Origin of the sequence: Streptosporangium lutulentum, assembly GCF_030811455.1 — a bacterium.
GTDB classification, from domain to species: domain Bacteria; phylum Actinomycetota; class Actinomycetes; order Streptosporangiales; family Streptosporangiaceae; genus Streptosporangium; species Streptosporangium lutulentum.
The window spans coordinates 3,540,913-3,559,859 of the sequence record NZ_JAUSQU010000001.1 but is presented as its reverse complement, the minus strand read 5'-3'; the positions used below and the strand labels follow the sequence as shown (position 1 = coordinate 3,559,859).

Genomic DNA, 18,947 nt, shown 5'->3' with positions numbered 1-18,947 from the left:
CGAGCGCCTCCCCCAGGGGAGGGATCGCGACTGGCCGGCGGCCATGAACCGCGGGATTTCCGGTCGCGCCTTTTAGGCATGTGCGTTTGCACGGATCGAAAATGCGGCGTCGAGCGTCAAGATCGAGACGGCCGTGTCGTGACCCTTCGAGGTGCGATCTGCGGCGCCATTGTTCAGTTGGCGGGTGCGCGTCACTATGAGTCGCCGCCGTCGTGCCGAACGTTCGCGTCGGCAGAAAGCCGCCGTCGTGCCGAACGTTCACATCGGCGGATCGCAACGCGTTTCCGCCGACAGGCGGATCAGGAGCCCCTCTGTTTCCGGCCGCTGCCGGAATCGACGGCCTGCGCCGGCCAGTTGCGGAGCGCGACGTCGAGTGTGTCGAGCACTCGACCCCAGGATTCGTCCGCACCGCGTGGATGATGGCGGAAGCCGCCTGCCCGTTCCAGGCTCACGAACCCGTGAAAGGTGCTGCCCAGCAGCCGGACCGCATCGGTCTGGTCGGGTTCCGCCAGCGAGTAGCCCCGCAGGATGGCCCGCGCCATGTCCGAGTGTCGTCGCGCGGCGCTCGCCTTCGCGGTCTCCGGGTCGAGCTCGACCTGCGTCGCCGTGTATCTGCCCGGATGCTCCCTGGCGTAGTCGCGGTAGGCGTCGGCGAAGGCGACCAGCGCGTCCTTGCCCGCCCGCCCCGCCAGTGCCGCCGCGACCCGGTCGGCGAGCTCGGCCAGGGCCAGCACGGCCACCCGGACCCGCAGCTCGTGCGCGTTTTGGATGTGTGAGTACAGGCTGGCGTCCTTCACGCCGAACCTGCGCGCCAGCTCCGAGACCGTCACGTTCTCCAGCCCCACCTCGTCGGCCAGTTCCGCCGCCGCCTCGGCCAGCAGCTCGACCGTCACTCCGGCACGCGCCATGCGCCGTCCTCCATTCCTAGGGCTCCTAGGATAATTCATAATCATTTGCGGCACGGGCATACGTCGAATAGTTTCATGGCTATGAGGTCAATCAGCGAGGACGAGATCCGCGCCTCTTTTGTCAACTGCACCAAGGGCGAGGCCAAACGCCTTGCCGTACCCAGGGACCTGGATGCCCGGCCGTGGGACGACCTCGACTTCCTGGGCTGGCAGGACCCCTCGTCGCCGGGGCGCGCCTACCTGGTCGCCGAGCACGAGGACGGCCTGGCAGGGGTGGCACTGCGACGGGCCACCTCGCATGCCGGACAGGTGCGGCGCAGCATGTGCTCGCTCTGCCTGACCACGCACACCGGCGACGGCGTGTCGCTGATGGTCGCCCGTCTCCCCGGCGGCGGCGGCAACTCCGTGGGCACCTACATCTGCACCGACCTGGCCTGCTCCCTCTACCTGCGCGGCAAGAAGGACGTCGGACCCGGTGGGCGGATGCACGAGTCGCTCACGCTCGAAGAGAAGATCCACAGGACCTCGGCCAACGTGACCGGGTTCCTGCGGAAGGTGACCCAATGATCGACATCCTCGTCGAGCCCGGCCTCGTGCGCGGTGCGCCGGAACCGGAACGCACCGGGCACGGCCCGCTGTCGCACCGGCTGCCGGCGGTCCCGGCACCATCCGGCCGACGCTGACCCTCGCCCGAGCCGGGGCGGAGCCCGTCACCCTGAGGCCGGGTGATGACACCCCGCTCGACCCGTTCACCGCCCGCGCCGTGCGCGAGTGCGGCTGCGGCGTTCTCCGCGCGCACTTACCGTGAGGATCGGCGACGCGTGATAGACGGTTCGTCTTTGATGACTTTGTGATGATCAGCCCTGACGTTAGGAGAAAGCCGTGCCCGAGCTGGGACAACATGTTCTTGGAATCCCCACGGAAGGAGGGGGCAAGGTCGTCCTTCCCTTCCTGACCCGGGAACAGGCCGAGAAGATCAAGGCTTCTTTCGCCGATGTCGCACCGGTCGCCGGGCAGAAGAAGGCGAAGGCGCGGGCAGGGATGAAGAAGACCTGTGGCGACTGCGGCGGAGCGGGTGGTCACGACAAGGAACGCGAGACCACGACCGCCGGAGGAGGCGCCGTCGTCACGACGGTGTGGGTCGGCTGCCGCCGGTGCAAGGGCGGCGGCCGGGTGGCGGGCTGAGATCGGCAGGGACGTCTGGTGACCCGGCCACGGCGAACCGGCGACGTACCGGCCGCCGGCTCGCCGGCCACGGCTCTCGGTCACGCTCTCCGGCCCGGCGTGGCGGCCCGTGCCGCCGCGCGGATCAGCCGGCGAAGAGGAGAAGCAGGCCCGCCACGGTGTAGAGCACCATCAGCACCAGGAGGGGGATCTGCCCGATGACGGCCGTCCGCCTCGGGAACAGGACCAGCGCGCGGTCGTGGGCGAGGACGGTGCCGAGCACGTGGCCGATGACGATGACCGTCACCTGGAGCACGGCGATCCCGGCGGGGGTGGTGCCGGCCGCGTGGACGGTCCATCCGGCGGTGCCCAGCCAGTTGGCGCCGGTGTCCAGCGGATCGGAGAGCAGGGCGAGGGTCCGCTGTCCCTCCAGGAGGAAGAGCGAGTAGTAGTGGGCGATCACGTACCCGACGGCGATCGGCACGATCGCGTGGGCGAGCTCGCCCGCCGTCGTGCCCGGCTCCGCCGCGCCCCAGCGGCCGGCCAGCGCGGTCGCACCACGGTACGCCGCGAGCACCAGGCCGATGACGACGACCAGGCCCGCCGTCCCCATCACCGGCGCCGGCATCGAACTCTCCTGCACGAGGCGCACCCAGATCGGGGCGTTGGAGAGACTGTCGTACATGGTGGACCCGAGGAGCACCACCACCAGCACCGTCAGTCCGGGCACCGGCCGGAGTCCGGCCATCCCGTCGAGTGAGTTGCGCCAGGCCAGGACGCCGTCGCGACGTCTCTCCACCGGGGAGAGCCTGCCGACGAGGGAGCTGTAGACCTCGAACGCGTCCGCGTGGCCGAACCACCGCGACCCGAAGAGCACCGCTCCCGCGAGCATGAGCACGGCGTACGCCGCGAGCCAGGTCCCGATGACGGGCAGGGTGGCCCGCTCGGGGGCGACCAGTTCCAGCCACACGAAGGCGAAGAGGCCGGCCGCGGCGGGCCAGTGGCCGAGACCCGGCGGCAACGGCCGCAGCCCGGTGCGCGGGTCGCGCCCGAGTCCCTTGCAGACCAGCAGGTGCAGCGTCCGCAACGGGTTGAGGGCACGCCACACCGGGCCGAACAGCAGCGACAGCGGCGCCAGGCCGACCCAGAACAGAACGTAGAAGACCCCCGCCGTGGGATTCTCGGCACGGTCGGGGCCGAAGATCAGACCTACGCAGAAGTACGCCGCGGCGACGAGCCCGGCGATCCGCCAGAGCCACGGCCACGCCGGAGAGGCCACCGCCCGCCGGAGGACGGCGGGCAGCGGGCGGCCGCGGCGAAGGTCGCCGCCCAGCCGTGGTTCGGTCCACAGGGCGCCGAGCGCCGCGAACGACACCAGCAGTGCGAGGATCGCGCCGATCAGCGCGGCCTCGAACGGTATCGGCAGATCCTGCCGGCCGCCGATACCGTGAGCCAGTAGCATCCCGCGGGCCTAACGCACCACGAGCTGGAACAGCTGCAGATTCGTATCATGTGTCTCGACCTCGAACAGGCCGTCCCGGTCCGCGACGAACTCGATCGTCACGGGAGTGCCGGGCTTCAGGTCCGCCGCCTTGTCGTAGCCGTGCACGTGCGCCACGTCGGCCACGTCACCGGTCACGGCGATCCGCACCGTCTGGCCCTTGGCCACGTCGATCCGTCCCGGTGGCGGGGTCACGGTCTGACCGGCGATGGTCACCGCGATCTCCTTGACCTCCGAGGCTCCGGGAGCGGCACTCGACGCGCCGCACGCCGGCATGGCCATCAGCAGCGCCAGGCCGAGCACGGCGGCGAGCAACGGGCGGAATCGGGCAAGGGGGAACGTCATGGCTGTTCTCCTGGGGGGCGGTGAGGACGGCGGGTCAACGTCGCTTGGCGGCCTTGGTGCGCCGTGCCTTGCGCGGCGGGGCCGCGCGCTGGGCCGGCGTTCTCGCCCGGGGCCCGGCGGGATGCGGCCGGGTCGTTCCCGAGGGCGAGGGCCGGCGTGCCGCCCGGACCACCATGACCCCCACGCCGGCGACGAGGACGGCGGGCAGCAGCCACACCATCACGCCGGTGCCGGAGTCGGTGGGGGGCGCCGGCTGAGATCCGGCCTGGGGTGTGGCGGGCGCGGACTGCGGCCCGGTCTGCGGTACGGCAGGCGACGCGGGCTGGGGCGTGGTGGCCCCGAACGCCCTGGTCGGGGTGGGGCCGCCGTGGCCGAGCGCGGCCAGCAGGGCGGGGTTGGGCGGGTTGGTGGGGGCCTTCCAGCCCTTGGGCGGCGCCGAGGTCTTGCCCGTGTAGGTGAACCGGACCTCCCCTTGGACCGCCTCGCCGTCCGAGGCGACCGACTGGTAGCGCGCGACGTACAGGCCCCGCTCCGGCCAGTGGGCAACCGGGACCTTCGCCGGGAATCCGGTGTGGTAGAGGCTCGGTTCCCAGACGCCGTTGATGAGCGTGTACTCCTGAACCGGCTCGTCGAGACGGATGGGCTCGCCGTGCGACCAGGGCCGGTCGACTCGGACGCCGCTGGGGGCGGTGAGGGTGAAGTACGCGTCGGCGGAGGGCTTCTCGGTGAAGTAGAGCGCGAGCGACTCCAGCGGGGTGGACACCGTGCTGTCCTTGGCCGGTGTCGACACCACGAGCTGGCCGTGCGCGGCCGCGGGTGTCGTGAGGGCGGTCAGCGCGACGCCGGCGACGAGGGTCAGCACGAGCAACCGGTCCAGCCACCGCGCCATCGCCGCCTCCGCTCTCCGCGTGGTAGAGCCCACCGGCCGGGAGAACTGCGGAAGACTCCGGCCGGTGGAGACCAATTCCCGCTGAGAGTAGCGACTTTTGCTTGTTTTGAACAGAACTATGCTCACATTTACCGTTATGAGCAGTGATTTCGGTTTATGCAGGTACGGCTTTGTCTCTGCCGCGAAAAAGCGCGCGGCGGGAGGAGTGAAACCGGCCGCTCCGGCGAGGCGCGCCGTACCGAACCGAAGGAGGCGTGAGCCCGGCGCCAGGCCGGACTCACGCCTCCATCACGTCGTACGTCGTACGGGGTCAGTCGTCGGGGATCAGAAGAACGTGTTCTCCTCCGGCACCGGCAGGTTCAGCTGCTGCGGGCCCTGCCACCTGGACGTGTCCTTCGGCACGTCACGGCTGGTGAGGAGGGTGAGCGCCAGCGGGATGTCGACCTTGCTCTTGGCCAGGTCGATGGTGACGTTCGCACCGGTGGCCGTCTCGCCGCTGTAGTTCGAGTCGGTACCGGCGACCACGAGGCCCAGCCTGTGGCCCTTCTTGAAGATGTACTCCTGCGGCAGGGTCTCCCACTTGACCTGGCCGTAGGTGCCCGGCGTCAGCGGTGAGGGCGAGCTGAGCGACTGGCGGTTCTGCACGTCGATCCAGCCGCGGGCGACGATCTCCAGCGGGCGGGTGGCCAGGTTGGTGACGACCTTCTTGTAGCAGGCGTCGTCGGCGGCCGTGCTCTCGCCGTGGCAGCTCTCCTCGGTGAGGTTGGTGACGCCCTGGTTACGACGCCAGTCGACCCGGGTGTCCTCGCCGAAGTCGACGAGAAGCGCGGTCAGGTTCGAGGTGGGCTTGTCGAGCGCGACGCGCAGGTCCACCACGGGCGTACCGGACAGGCGCAGGTCCAACGGCAACGCGCCGGTGGTGAAGGCCACCCTTCCCGGCTTGGTCGTGCCGACGTCGGCCACCATCGCGTCCTCGGACTGGCGGACGTCGGTGAACGTGGCGGTCTGCCCCTTCCTGGCGGAGATGAGGCCGAACGAGCCGTCGGCCGCGGGACGGAACGGGACCTTCAGGGCGAGCGGTGCCGGCCAGTCGCGCTGGGTGATCCAGGTGTTGAGGCTGGTCTGCACGTCGGCGCGGGGCTCGCGCATGATCTCGTTCTTCACGCCGAGCAGCCAGTAGTCGAACCAGCCGTGCAGCGTGTCGACCCAGATGTCCCGGCGACCCTCGAAGTCGAAGGGGTCGACGTGCTGGTACTGCCCGACCCAGATCTTGCGGGGCACGTTCCTGTCGGCCAGGGCCTGCCACCACTCGGAGAAGTGGTCGGGCTTGACGTTGAGGTCGTTGACCGTGTGCACGGCGAAGACGCTGGCGCGCACCTTGGAGACGTCGGCCAGCGAGCCGGAGATGTAGTCCCGCTCGGCCCAGAAGGCGTTGTAGTTGCCGGTGTCGTCGCCGTCCTCGGCGTCCATGCGCGCCCGTACGGCCGCGCACTTGGCGTCGGGGTCGGTGTCGACGGTGTTTCCCAGCCGCGACATGTAGTTGTAGTTGTAGACCACGCCGTTGGAGCGCTGGTACTTGTACCACGAGCTGATCGCCGAGATCGGGACGATCGTCTCCAGCCCCTTCACCCCGGTCGCCGCGACGGCGTTGGCCAGCGTGCCGTCGTAGGACTTGCCGATCATCGCGGCCTTGCCGGTGGTCCAGTTCGCGGCCGCGGGCGTGCCGTCGGCGCGGTAGGCGGCGGCGCGGCCGTTCAGCCAGTCGATGACGGCCTTGCCGCCCAGCACGTCGGCCGGGCCGCCGACGTCGGGGCAGCCCTCGGACCCGGTGGTGCCGATCATGTCGACGTGGAGGACGGCGTAACCACGCGGCACGAAATAGTTGTCGTAGAACAGGGGGAATTTCGTGATGTTGCCGTTGGCGTCGTAGGTCTTCCGCTCGGCCTCGTTGCCACGACCGGAGTTGTCGTAGTACGGGCTCTCGTCGATGATCACCGGCACCTTGAGCCTGGGGCCCGACTCCTTGGGCCTGATGATGTCAACGCGGACCCGGTCCAGTTTCCCGTTGGAGTCGCTGTCGACGCTCGACTCGACGTAGACGGACTCGCGGATGGCGTCGGCGTAGGAGAAGACCGGCTGGGTCCGCCCCTGCTTGACGGTGATGGAGGGCTCGGTGTTCGCGTGAGCCGGGGTTGCACCCGCCGCGACAACGGCGAAGGCGATGAGGACTGCTCGTAACTTTGGCAAGCGGAGCCTCCAGAGGAGCTAGGGAAACATCCGCAATCTTCACGAGTGTCCTGTATGGCCGACAAGATCCTTTACACGTTCGACATCACCCTGGTCCTGGTATGTGACATGGCGCCGACGGTATGGATCCCTCATGGATTGTCGGGATCGGTGGGGGATGGATTCGCGTGCCACGGCCCGCCGGTTCCCGATCCGATCGGGAGCCCGGGCCGACGGCGTCGGCCCGGGCTCCCGCGTTCGTCGGGCCGCCTACGCGCCGGCCGTCACGGGAACGAGCCGCTAGGTGGATATGCAGTACTCGAAGGGACTGTTGTAGGAGAAGGAGCCGGCCTTGCCGCCCCATTTGACGCACTTGTCGAGCGCGTAGCCGCGTACCGGGCCGGCGTAGTGGGTGACGTTGCCGGAGTGGGTGACCCGGCGTTGGCCCTGTACCTCGAGGTAGGCCGTGGTGGCGGTGGCCTTGCCGAGGGACGAGTTCTTCATGGTGGCCACGCAGTTGTTGTCGTTGGCGGTGTTGTAGAGCAGGTAGACGGTGCCCGCCGAGCCGAGGGCCGCGCTGTCGACCAGCGTGTAGCCCTTGCCGCAGACCGACTGCGGGGTGTTCGGGTTACCGCCGCCGTTGACCAGTTGCATGTATCTGGTCCAGTCCCACTTGGGGCCCGGGTCGGTGTGCGTCGCACCGGGCACCTGGTTGTGCCCGACGATGTGGGCGCGGTCCTTGGGGATGCCGTACCGGTCGGCGATGCTGCGGGTCAGCGCGGCCGACGCGCGGTACATCGAGTCGGTGAACCAGGAGGCGTTGTCGACGAAGCCCTCGTGCTCGATGCCGACCGACCGGCTGTTGTAATTCCCGGCGTGCCAGGCCCGGTCCTTCTCACGGACCATCTGGGTGACGGCGCCGTCCGAGGAGCGGACGACGTAGTGGGACGAGACCTGGGACGCGGGGTTCTGGAACCAGGAGATCGTGCCCGCGTAGGAGCCCTGGGTCACGTGGACGACGATCCGGTCGATCACGTTGCTGGACGGGCGCTTGGAGACGGCGTAGTTGGAGGACCTGGCCGCCACCCAGCGGGCCGAGGGGTAGTCCACGGCCGCGGCGGCCAGGGTGCCCAGATCACGTGCCGTGCCGTAGCCGCCGCGGTCGAGCTGCACCGTCCGCGCCGTCGTGGTCACAGCCTCGCCGCCGGTGGTGACGGCTTGTACCCCCTTGGCCAGCAGTTCGTAGACGGTGTCGGCGTACAGCCGGGACACCTCGGGGGTCGAGGCGTTGCCGTACTTGGCCACCGCCTGATACCACTTCCCGGGGTCCTTGCGGGCGGTCGCGTCCAGGCCGAGCTCGTCGGCGTAGGCGCGCAGCACCGCCGCGCCGCCCACGATGTTGGCCGCGTCGTCGGCCTTCAGCGCCGCGACCGGTTGCCTGGTCAGTGTCGCCGCGCGTTCCAGGGTGCGGCCGGCCGGGCTGCTGACCAGGTGCATGACTCCGTAGCCGCCGCTCGCGCTCGGCGCGCCGCCGTGCCCGTCGAGGTGGGTCTCGGCGTATCCGAGCGTGACCAGCAGGTCGCGGGGCACCTCGTAGGTCGCGGCGGCGCGGGCGAAGGCCGAGTCCAGGGTGCCCGCCGGGGCGGTCTGAGACGGTGGGGCCGTCGGGGCGGTACTGGCGGGCGGTCCCGCCAGGTGCGCGAGAGGAAGAAGTGAGCCTGCCAGCAGCATGGCTAAACGACGGAGTCGGGGCATCGGGGGTATCTCCTAAAAGGTGGGTTCGTCGAAAGGGCTGTCTCCGCCGTCGGCCGACGGCGGAGACAGCCCCTCGTCGTTGTCAACCGCAGGGTTCGAAGGGACTGTCGGACGCACCTCGCAGCGTGGGCGGGCGGGACGGGTCATCTCCTGCGATTGCGGCGGGCATGGCCTTGACGGGGAACGTGCCCTGTCTGTTGGATCTCTCCGAATGACACTTGCCGGGGTTCAGTCGCACAGGGAACATCAAAAATGGGTTTAAAGATCTGTAAGGGTCAAATGACATAACCCGCATGAATGGTTGCAACGCCTCCTCGGGAGGGGTAAGTCCGGTCATGGTGATTGATCAGCCCGTATTCAGCGTGCTCGGTCCGCTGGACGTCCGGATCTCGGGACGTTCTCTCCACCTCGGGGGCACGAAGCCCCGAGTCCTGCTGGCCTCGCTGCTGCTCGACGCGAACCAGGTGGTCACCGCGGACTTCCTCGTCGAGGTGCTCTGGCCACGAGACCGCCCGCAGTCCGCCCACGCGAACCTCCGCACGTACGTGAGCTCGCTGCGTGGCGGCCTCAAGGCGACCGGCGCCGGAATCCGGGCGCACCCGCGCGGCTACGCGATCGAGGTGCCGGCCGAACACCTCGACCTCCTCCTCTTCGAGGACCTGATCGCCGGAGCGCGGGCGGCCGGCCGTACGGAGGAGGCCCACGACCGGCTGTGCCGGGCGCTCGCGCTGTGGCGCGGCACCCCGCTCGCCGACCTGCCGAACAGCCCGCTCTGGGACAGCCGCCTGCGGTCGCTCACGGAGGTACGGCTCGCCGCGGCCGAGGAGCTGATCGACCTGAGAATGGACCGGGGCCGGTACGCCGACGCGATCGGCGAGTTGCGCGGGCTGCTGGGAGAGCACCCCTTCCGGGAGGACCTCTCGCAACGTCTGATGCTCGCCCTGCACCGGAGCGGGCGGCAGGCCGAGGCGCTTCGCACCTACACCGCGATCAGGCAGCGGCTGGTCACCGAACTCGGAATCGAACCCGGCGCGGAGCTGCGCCGGGCACACGCGGTCATTCTGGCGGGGGAGCCCCCTCCGGCCACGACCCTTCCCACCCCTCACCAGCTCCCCCCGGACGTTTCGGACTTCACCGGCCGGGCCGACGCCGTCGCCGCGCTCAGGCGGGCGCTCTCGCCCCGGGAGCGATCGCCGGACGGGCCGCCTTCGGTCATCGTGGTGGCGGGGCCGCCGGGGGTGGGCAAGTCGGCGCTGGCCGTGCACTGCGCGCACGCCGTCCAAGCCGACTACCCCGACGGGCAGCTCTACCTGAACCTCGGAGGCACCGCGCACGAGCCGGCCGATCCCGGCGAGCTGCTGGCCCAGGCGCTGCGGGCGCTGGGCGTCGGAGAGGACGGCCTGCCGCACACCGTGCACGAACGGTCCGCGCTGTACCGGTCCCTGCTGGCCGGACGCCCGATGCTCATACTCCTCGACGACGCCGCCGGAGCCGCGCAGGTGCGCCCGTTGCTGCCGGGCAGCGGTTGCGCGGTGCTCGTGACGAGCCGGCGGCGGATCACCGAACTGCCCGGCGCGACGCGGCTGGAGCTGGACGTGCTGCCGCAGGAGGAGGCCGAGGAGCTCCTGGGCAGGATCGTGGGCGCCGAGCGGCTGGAGGGGGAGCGGGAGGCCGCCGCGGCGATCGTGCGCTACTGCGACCGGCTGCCGCTGGCCGTCAGGATCGCGGGCGCGAGGCTGGCCGGGCGGCCGGGCTGGTCGCTGCGCGTGCTGCGGCAACGGCTGGACGACGAGTCGGGCAGACTCGGCGAGCTGTACGCGGGGGACCTGGAGATGCGGGTCAGCCTCAACCGGAGCTACCGGCTGCTGCCCGACGACGCCGCCATGACCTTCCGCGCGCTCGGACTCCTCGGTCCCGGCTCCCTTCCCGGCTGGGTGGTCGACGCCGTGCTGGACCGGCACCGGGCCGACGACGTGATGGACGTGCTGGTCGACGCGAACCTGTTGCAGCTGGCCGGGACCGACCTGATCGGGCAGCCCCGCTTCCGGCTGTACGACCTGCTCCGCTGCGTCGCGAGGGAGAAGGCCGGCGGCGACCTCGAACGGCACGCGCTCACCAGGGTGTTCGGGGCGTGGATGGCCACCGCCGAGAACGCCAGGGCGCGGCTGCCCACCACGGTTTTCAGCATGACCTCGGAGAAGGCCGTCCGCTGGAACCTGGCGGGCGACACCGTCGGACGGCTGACCGCGGACCCGCTGTCGTGGTTCGACGCCGAGCACGACGCGCTGGTGGGCGCGGTACGGCTGGCCGCCGACACGGGAGCGGCCGAGTCGGCGTGGGGACTCGCCGCGGTCCTCGTCCCCTACTTCGACCTGCGATGTCACTTCGACGCGTGGCAGTACACGCACCGGATCGCCCTGGACGCCGCCCGTCTCGCCGAGGACCTCGAGGGCGAGGCGGCCATGCTGCGCGGCCTGGCCCAGGTCTGTCTCTACCAGGACCGTTACGCCGAGGCGGCGGAGATGTTCAGGCGATCTCGTGTGATCTTCCGCGAGCTGGGCGACACGCGGGGGGAGGCGACCTCGATCTGCGGGCTGGGGGCGGTGAACCAGTTCTGCGGTGAGCATCGGGTGGCCCTCGGATACTTCCGCAGGGCCCTCGCCATGTTCCTCGCCACGGGCAACCGGAGCGGTGAGGCGTACGCGCGGCAGGCGATCGGGCGGGTCTGCCTGGAGCTGGGCGAGCCGGGCCAGGCCTCCGAGTGGCTCGAACAGGCGCTCCGGCTGGCCAGGGAGCTGGGTGACCCCCACCGGGAGGGGTGCGTGTCCATGCAGGTCGGGCGATTACACGTCCTGGCCGCCGACGCGGACCAGGCGATGCGCTTCCAGGGGCACGCGCTGGACATCTTCGAGAGCCTCGGCGACCGCCACTGCGGGGCCTACGCCTTGCAGGGCCTGGGCGGGCTCCAGGTGGTCCGCGGCGAGCGGTCGCACGCCTCGGCCCAGCTGGAGAGATCTCTGGTGATCTTCCAGCAGCTCGGCGACCGGAGCGGGGAGGCGGCCGCGATCCAGACACTCGGCGAACTGCATCACTCCGCCGGCCGTGCCCACCTGGCCAGGGACTACCTGCGCCATGCCAGCACGCTACGGCGCGAGCTGCGCGGAGGCGCCGACCTGGCACTGAGACCCATAGCCGGTCCGTACGGCCCTCCGTCGCGGGGATGACGAACCCGGGGGGCCGGTGGGGTTCTCGCGGAGGTGCAGCAGGCCGCCGGAGACGCGCGCGAGGGCGGACCCCATCGGATCAGCCTTCGTGCGCCCGCTGCTCCCCGGCGCCGAGGAGATCCCGGAGGAGGGGCAGGAGTTCGTCGGCGGTCGCTCCGGAGAGGTGCTCGAAGGCTCCGGAACGGCGGCTGAGGATGACGCCGGTGAAGGCGGCGACGAGCAGTTCGGCGCGGAGGTCCGCCTGCTCGTCGCCCTCGCGGGCGAGGCGTTCGCGCAGCGGTGCGACCAGGCGGTGCTGGAGCTCAGCGCGGGCGGCGGCCTGGGCCTCGGCGTCGCCGTAGGGCCGGATGCCGGCCTGGATGACCGGACCGGGACCGTGGCGGTCCATGCGGTCGAGCAACGCGGTCAGCCGATCCGGATCGAGAAGGTCGGCGGGGATGTCCGCCTCGGTGCGAAGGACCGCGATGAAGAGCTGAGCCTTCCCCCCGAAGTATCGGGCGATCATCGTGGGGTCGACGCCGGCGCGTTCGCCGATCTCACGTGCCGACGTCCGGTCGAACCCGCGATCGGCGAACAGTTCGCCCGCCGCGCTCAGCAGCCGTTCGCGGCTGGCCGCCGAGTCGCGGCGGCGCGGAGTCGTTTCCTTGGGCATGGGTCAATCCTCGTGCCTGGTGGCCTGTGGTCGCCCGGTCGGGCGATGCTCTTGATCTACCGCACGTCGGTCTCCACCGCCACCTCCCGGACGGCGGGAACGGTCGTGCGGGCTCGCAGGCGGGGCAGCACGAGGGTCACGGCGGCGGTGAGGACCCAGACACCGCAGGCGACGAGCCCGGCGACGGTGTAGCCGTCCCCCTCGGGGAGGGCCCGGCCCGGCGCGGTGTGGGCCTGGAGCACCACGGCGCTCAGCGCGCTGCCGACGGCGAAACCGACGTAGCGGAGCACCTGGTTGAAGCTCAGGGCGCTTCCGGTCTCGTGGGCGGGCACCGAACCGACGATGAACCCGGGAAGAACGGCGAGAATGCAACCGACCCCGAGCCCGGCGATCCCCATGACGACGACGATCTCCCACAGGGCGCCGCGCGCGTAGGCGAACATCAGCATGCTGAGCACCATCACTCCCGACCCGAGGGGCAGGACGGTCCCGGCCGAGACGCGCCGGACCAGGGCGGGTGCGATCTTTGAGGCGGCGAGGCCGGCGGCGGAGAACGGGAGCAGGACCAGCCCGGCCACGGAGGTCGAGGCGCCGAGCCCGTAGCCGCTGCCGAGCGGCGTCTGGACGAACCTCGTCACCAGCGAGACCAGGAGGTAGAACCCGACTCCGGTCAGCAACACGGTCACGTCCGCGGTGAACACCGTCCGCAGGCGCAACAACCGCACCTCGACGAGCGGGTGCGTGCGGCGCAGCTCCAGCAGGACCCAGCCGGCGAGCCCGGCGAGCGACACGGCGCCGGCGATGACCAGGCGGGCCGAGGTCCACCCCCAGCTCCCGCCCTCGCTGACGGCGAGCAGCAGACCGGCCAGTGCCGCGCCCAGCAGGACCGCGCCGGAGACGTCGAGGCGCCGGGGCGGGTGGTGCGCCGAGGACGGCACCACGAGCGCCGCGACGGCCAGCGCCAGGGAGCTCACCGCCGCGCCGAACCAGAACGCCGCGTGCAGGCCGCCGTACTGGGCGATCAGCCCGGTGATCGGGTAGCCGAGGCCGATTCCGGCGGCGGTGGTGATCGACAGCGTCGCCACGGCCGGACGGGCGCGTTCCACCGGAAGAGCGTCGCGGGCCACGGCCATGCTCAGCGGGATGAGCCCGAGGCCGACCCCCTGAAGGCCGCGTCCCGCCAGGAGGGAGGCGAAACCCAGCGGAAGAGCCGCCAGCACACCGCCGAGGGTGACGATCCCGAGGCCGGCCAGGATCACCGCCCGGCGGTGTGGCCCGTCGCCGAGCCGGCCCATTACCGGGGTGGCCATCGCGCTGACCAGCAACGAGACGGTCAGGGACCACTGCGCGTCGCTCAGGGAGACGTTGTTGGCGGCGGCGACCGCGGGGATGAGCGGCGCCCCCAGACTGCTGATGACGGCGACCACCGTCCCGACGAACACCAAACCGGGAACGAGGGCCCGGCCGGGCGCTCTCTGGGCCTGCTGCTCGCTCACATTCGTTCCCCTAAGTCTACGGTCGATGTCTACATACGATGACATATCGTATTTTGCAGGTCAAGCAAGGCAAAACTCCTGGTCTTTCAGGTCAAACGCGTGTCAACGAGTGGCAAGAAGGCATGCGTCACGGCCCGCGTGGACGCGACAAGGGAGCGCGGAACCCCCGGCCCCCTCTCCGGGGCGGAACGCGTCGCGGTCCGAGCGAGGCGCCGCCTGTCACGGGGCGACCGGTGCCCGGGCGGATCTCCGGGCCGCGCGGGGTGGACGCTCGCCGGGGCCGGTTGACAGATCCCGCGCCAATGGAGATCGTTTCCCGGGAACGGGCCGACCCTTCCCTCGGACCGATGGCGGAAGGGCGCGGTGGAGTTGATCCTTCGGGGACTGGTTGCCGGTGCTCTCGTGCTGGTCGCGGGAGCGCTCTGGGCTCGCGGGCGCTACGTGGTGATCACCGTCAGCGGGACGAGCATGACCCCGACGCTGGCCGACGGCGATCGCGTCCTGGTACGGCGGCGGAGGCTCGGCCAACTGAGCCGGGGTGATGTCGTCGTGCTCGAACCCCCGCTCGATCCCGGCGGTCGATACGAGCCCGGACCCGCCGCCGCGACCGGTGGGCGCTGGAACATCAAACGGGTCGCCGCGCTCCCCGGTGATCCGGTGCCGGCGGGGATCGCCGCGGGTGACGGGGTGTCCCGCGTTCCCTCCGGGATGGTGGTGGTCCTCGGGGACAACCAGGACAGCGTCGACTCCCGGCAATGGGGGTTCTTTCCCACGGACCGGCTGCTGGGCGTCGCGCTGCGGCAGCTGGGCGGGCCGGCCCTGTAGCCGACGGCGAAGGGGTGGGTGAGGAAGGCAGAACGGTGAAGTTTCGACTCCTTGGCCCGGTGATGGTCCAGGCCGGTGAGCTCCCCGTGAGGATCGCGGCGCCGAAACAGCGTGTGGTCCTCGCCATGTTGCTCGCGCGTGCCGGGCACGTCGTGCCGGTCCGATCGCTGGTGGCTGAGATGTGGGACGATCAGCCACCCCGTTCGGCGGTGGCGAACCTGCGCACCTATCTCATGCAGTTGCGCAAGCTGCTGCCCCCCACCGCCGAGGAGACCGTCGAGCGGCTGGTCACCCTGGACGCCGGTTATCTGCTGCGGGTCGAGCCGGACGAGTTCGACCTGTTCGCGTTCGAGGCGCTGTCCGCACGCGGCCGCCAGGCGCTGGCCCGGCGGGATCTCGAGATGGCCCAGGACGCCTACACCCAGGCACTGGCGCTGTGGAGAGGGGCGGCGGCCGAGGACGTGCCCCTGGGGCCGACCCTGCGCGAGGTGGTCGCCCGTCTCACCGACCAGTACTTGAGCGCGGTGGAGGAGTACACGGAGATCCAGTTCGCGCTCGGCAGGCCCATGGCGACGGTCAAGCGGCTGCGCGAACTGGTCGGGCAGCACCCCCTGCGGGAGCGGCTGCACGGCCAGCTCATGGTGGCCCTGTACCGGTGCGGTGACGTGGTCGGCGCGCTGGACGTCTTCGGCGCGGCCCGCCGGATCCTGGCCGAGGAACTCGGACTCGACCCCGGCCCCGAGCTGTGCCGCCTGCACCAGGCGGTCCTGCGCCGGGACGCGGAGCTGATGTCGCCGGTCGGGCTCCGGGCAGGGGAGGACACCGTGACCGTGAGAGCCGTTGAGGACACCCCGGCCGTGGCCGTGCGGGCCGGCGACGGACGCCCCTGCCCGCGCCAGCTTCCCCGGGAGCCCACGGCGTTCGTGGGCCGGTCGGCCGAACTCGCCCGGATGCTCACCGTCTTGCGCGGCGGCCCGGAGCCGGGCGCCGGGTCGAGGGTGCTGGCGCTGCACGGCCTGGGCGGGGTCGGCAAGTCGGCGCTGGCGTTGCGGGCGGCGTACGCGGTGACGGACCGTTACGCCGACGGCCAGCTCTACGCCGACCTGCAGGGATCGAGCCCCGGCCTGCTGCCCTTGAGCCCCGCCGAGGTGCTCGGCCGTTTCCTGAGGGCCATGGGAGTGCCCCACGGAGACGTTCCCATGGCACAGGCGGAAGCGGCCGCCCAGTACCAGTCACTGCTCGCCGACCGGCGGGTCCTGGTCGTCCTCGACAACGCCGTCGACGCCGCCCAGGTGGCGCCGTTGCTGCCGGCGGGCGGCGGCTGCGCGGTACTGATCACCAGCCGGACGGCGCTGACCACCGTGGACGCCGTGCCGGTCGCCGTCGACGTGCTCGACGAGGCGGACGCGGTGCGGATGCTCACGCTGCTGGCGGGCCAGGCCCGGGTGACCGCCGAGATCGAGGCGGCGGCCGGCATCGTGCGCTGGTGCGGACACCACCCGCTGGCGCTGCGCATCGCCGGCGCACGTCTCGCCGGCCGTCCCGACTGGTCGCTTGCGCGGTTCGGTGAGCGACTGCGCGACCAGCGACGACGGCTGGACGAGCTGCGGGTGGCGGACCTGGGTGTCCGATCCTGTTTCGAGGTCGGTTACGCGGCACTGACGAGCGGCTCGGACCGGGCCACGGACGCCGCGGCGCGTGCCTTCCGGCTGTTCGGGGTGTTCGCCGTGCCCGAGGTCAGCGTCGGGCTCGCCGCGGCGCTCCTCGACGCGGACCCGGAGGTGGCCGAGGACGCGCTCGACCGGCTGGCCGAGGCCCGACTGGTCGAGCCGGTCGGTGACGGGCGGTTTCGCATGCACGACCTGCTGAGGCTGTTCGCCGCGGAGCTGGCCGCCGTCTACGACCCGCCGGACGAGCGCGCGCGGGCCGTCCGGCGGGCACTGGACTGGTACCTCGACCTCTGCCGGCAGGTGAACGAACTGATCCAGCCACACCGGCGGTTCGGCGACGCGCAGCGGCCGGTCCCGCAGGAGAGCGGGACGGCCCTCCGTACGCCCGCCGAGGCCGCGCGATGGCTGGAGACCGAGATGCCGTGCCTGATCGCGGCCGCCGTACAGGCGGCGACGAGGCAGCCCGAGATCGCGTGCTTCGTCATCCATCTGATGCCGTTGATCAGGGCGCTGGCGACCAAACGCGGCCACTGGAGCGAGCTGGAGACCGTCGCGCGACTCGCGCTTGAGGTGGCGCGAAGGCAGGGAGACCGGGCGGGGGAGGCGTCCGCGCTCACGATGCTGGGGCTGGTGGACTGGATGGCGGGCAGGTCCGATGTGGCTCACGACCGCATGCACCACGCGCTCAGGCTCTGGCGTGAGCTGGGCGACCGGGAGTCCGAGGGGATGGCGCTGCACAATCTCGGCTGGCTGAGCATGCGCGCCGACGACTTCGACGCGGCCCTCGGCCACATCACCGCCGGTCTGCTGCTGCTGGAGACGCACGCACCGCATCGGATCGGGGCGGTCAGGCACAATCTGGGCGAGGTTCTGCTCCGGCTCGGCCGGTTCGCGGAGGCGGTGGAGTGCTTCGAGAAGTGCCTGACCATCCGCAGATCGGACGGTGACCCGCTGGGGGAGGGCATCACCCTGGCCGCGCTCGGCCGCGCCTACTGCCTGCTCGACCGCAGGAGCGAGGCGCTGGCCGCGTTGGGGGACGCACTGCGCCGCTGCCAGGAGACCGGTAACCGGGAGGACGAGTGGGAGGTACTGCTGAGCAGGTCCGAGATCTGGCTCCGGTGCGGCGAGCCGGCCTCGGCCTCGGCCGACCTGGCCCGGGTCCTGGAGCTGACCGCGCAGGCCGGTGACGCCTACGGCCAGGCCGCCGCGGCCCGCCAGCTCGCCAGGGCGTACGCCGCGCTGGACGACTCACCTGCCGCGACGCGGGAGGCCGACCGGGCCGAGGAGCTTTTCGCCGACTCCGCGATGCGACGGGATCCGGTATTGGAGAAGCTGCTCACCGTCCGGTTGTAGCTTCGCTGTATCGGCGCTTGTATTTCCCCAAAATAGCGTTCTGGTCAGACCACATCGCTATGAAGGGAGTGGGGCAAATGACCGATCTTCTGGCAAGGCTCGGTGACCGGGTGCTCGAGAAGCTGGCGCCGAAGGCGACCGCGAAGGCGGACACCAGCTATTACGAGGCCTGCTACTGCAGGGAGCGCACCAAGTACAGGAAGCTCTGCCACGTCGTCGGCGGCAGGTCCTCCTGCGGGCCGTGCGCCAACCCCACCCTGTGCTGACGTTCTCCTGACGCGGGATCGATCAGGGCTTCGCGGTCTGGCGGCGTTCGAAGCCGCCGCCAGACCGCGGAGGACGAGGGGGTGGGACGGGCAGGATGCTCTATCTGATAATCACGTGCCGGATGCTGCTGATCGGTGTCTTCGTGATCGCGCTGGCCGGCAAGGTTCGCGGACGCGCGGCGTTCGACGGGTTCGTGGCCTCGATCGTGTCCCTCAGGGTGCTTCCCGGAGCATGGTCGGCGGTGGCCGCGCACGTCCTGGTGGGGGCGGAGGCCGCGGTGGTCGTCCTGCTGGCGCTGCCGTCCACCGTGCCGCTGGGATTCGTGACGGCTACCGGGATGCTCGTTGTCATGACGGCCGGCATCCTGATCGCCCTGCGCCGGGGACAACGGACGCCGTGCCGATGTTTCGGCGCCTCCGCCAAGCCGCTCGGCCGGGTGCACGTGGTGCGCAACATCGCCCTGGCGGTCGCCGGGGGTGCCGGGTTCACGGCTGGAGGTGTCGTCGGCGGAGCCGGCTCCTCACCGCATCCGGCCGGTATCGCCCTCGCGCTGGTCACCGCCGCCGTGGGCATCCTGTTCGTCACGCGGCTGGACGACCTGATGGAGCTGTTCGCCGCTCCTCTATCACCTCGACGACCTGCCGGGTCCGCAGGCCCGAAGTCCTGAAGTGA

15 protein-coding genes are annotated in these 18,947 nt (G+C 71.0%); 7 read left to right on the top strand and 8 right to left on the bottom strand.

All coding sequences use genetic code 11. The features are described 5' to 3' along the window. Positions 1-299: 299 nt before the first annotated feature. Positions 300-908 (bottom strand): TetR/AcrR family transcriptional regulator, encoded by a 609-nt coding sequence (locus tag J2853_RS15900; protein ID WP_307558657.1) that lies wholly within the window; start codon positions 906-908, stop codon positions 300-302. A gap of 81 nt (positions 909-989) precedes the next feature. Between J2853_RS15900 and J2853_RS15895 the strand changes: the two genes are divergently transcribed. Both J2853_RS15895 and J2853_RS15890 read left to right on the top strand, forming a co-directional pair. Further along, a complete protein-coding gene (locus J2853_RS15895) occupies positions 990-1,475 on the top strand; it encodes an FBP domain-containing protein (protein WP_307558655.1) in 486 nt (161 codons plus the stop codon). 315 nt (positions 1,476-1,790) lie between these two features. Next, complete coding sequence (locus tag J2853_RS15890; protein WP_307558654.1) at positions 1,791-2,093, top strand: hypothetical protein; 303 nt, start codon at positions 1,791-1,793, stop codon at positions 2,091-2,093. Positions 2,094-2,217: 124 nt separating this feature from the next. Here the strand turns inward: J2853_RS15890 and J2853_RS15885 are convergent, their stop codons facing one another. The 5 genes from J2853_RS15885 to J2853_RS15865 all read right to left on the bottom strand — a co-directional run bounded on the left by J2853_RS15885 (position 2,218) and on the right by J2853_RS15865 (position 8,764). Then, a complete protein-coding gene (locus J2853_RS15885) occupies positions 2,218-3,534 on the bottom strand; it encodes a hypothetical protein (RefSeq protein ID WP_307558652.1) in 1,317 nt (438 codons plus the stop codon). A 9-nt stretch (positions 3,535-3,543) separates the two neighbouring features. Further along, positions 3,544-3,918, bottom strand: a complete 375-nt coding sequence (locus tag J2853_RS15880; protein WP_307558650.1) for a cupredoxin domain-containing protein — start codon at positions 3,916-3,918, stop codon at positions 3,544-3,546. 34 nt (positions 3,919-3,952) lie between these two features. Next, complete coding sequence (locus J2853_RS15875) at positions 3,953-4,807, bottom strand: copper resistance CopC family protein (RefSeq protein ID WP_307558648.1); 855 nt, start codon at positions 4,805-4,807, stop codon at positions 3,953-3,955. Positions 4,808-5,131: 324 nt separating this feature from the next. Then, a complete protein-coding gene (locus tag J2853_RS15870) occupies positions 5,132-7,054 on the bottom strand; it encodes a Xaa-Pro dipeptidyl-peptidase (protein ID WP_307558646.1) in 1,923 nt (640 codons plus the stop codon). Positions 7,055-7,333: 279 nt separating this feature from the next. After that, positions 7,334-8,764 (bottom strand): N-acetylmuramoyl-L-alanine amidase, encoded by a 1,431-nt coding sequence (locus tag J2853_RS15865; RefSeq protein WP_307558644.1) that lies wholly within the window; start codon positions 8,762-8,764, stop codon positions 7,334-7,336. 359 nt (positions 8,765-9,123) lie between these two features. Between J2853_RS15865 and J2853_RS15860 the strand changes: the two genes are divergently transcribed. After that, complete coding sequence (locus J2853_RS15860) at positions 9,124-12,012, top strand: AfsR/SARP family transcriptional regulator (RefSeq protein WP_307558642.1); 2,889 nt, start codon at positions 9,124-9,126, stop codon at positions 12,010-12,012. Between the two features lie 79 nt (positions 12,013-12,091). Here the strand turns inward: J2853_RS15860 and J2853_RS15855 are convergent, their stop codons facing one another. Together J2853_RS15855 and J2853_RS15850 are read right to left on the bottom strand one after the other, a co-directional pair. Next, a complete protein-coding gene (locus J2853_RS15855) occupies positions 12,092-12,664 on the bottom strand; it encodes a TetR/AcrR family transcriptional regulator (RefSeq protein WP_307558640.1) in 573 nt (190 codons plus the stop codon). A 56-nt stretch (positions 12,665-12,720) separates the two neighbouring features. Beyond that, a complete protein-coding gene (locus J2853_RS15850; RefSeq protein ID WP_307558638.1) occupies positions 12,721-14,160 on the bottom strand; it encodes an MFS transporter in 1,440 nt (479 codons plus the stop codon). 363 nt (positions 14,161-14,523) lie between these two features. Between J2853_RS15850 and J2853_RS15845 the strand changes: the two genes are divergently transcribed. The 4 genes from J2853_RS15845 (at position 14,524) to J2853_RS15830 (ending at position 18,942) form a co-directional block, all read left to right on the top strand. Then, a complete protein-coding gene (locus tag J2853_RS15845; RefSeq protein WP_307558636.1) occupies positions 14,524-14,985 on the top strand; it encodes a S26 family signal peptidase in 462 nt (153 codons plus the stop codon). A gap of 35 nt (positions 14,986-15,020) precedes the next feature. After that, positions 15,021-18,008 carry an AfsR/SARP family transcriptional regulator gene (locus J2853_RS15840; RefSeq protein WP_307558634.1) on the top strand — a complete coding sequence of 996 codons (2,988 nt, stop codon included), beginning with the start codon at positions 15,021-15,023 and terminating at the stop codon, positions 18,006-18,008. A 77-nt stretch (positions 18,009-18,085) separates the two neighbouring features. Then, complete coding sequence (locus J2853_RS15835) at positions 18,086-18,274, top strand: hypothetical protein (protein WP_307558632.1); 189 nt, start codon at positions 18,086-18,088, stop codon at positions 18,272-18,274. A gap of 95 nt (positions 18,275-18,369) precedes the next feature. Then, on the top strand, positions 18,370-18,942 hold the full coding sequence (locus tag J2853_RS15830) for a MauE/DoxX family redox-associated membrane protein (protein ID WP_307558630.1): 573 nt from the start codon (positions 18,370-18,372) through the stop codon (positions 18,940-18,942). The last annotated feature ends 5 nt before the right edge of the window (positions 18,943-18,947 follow it).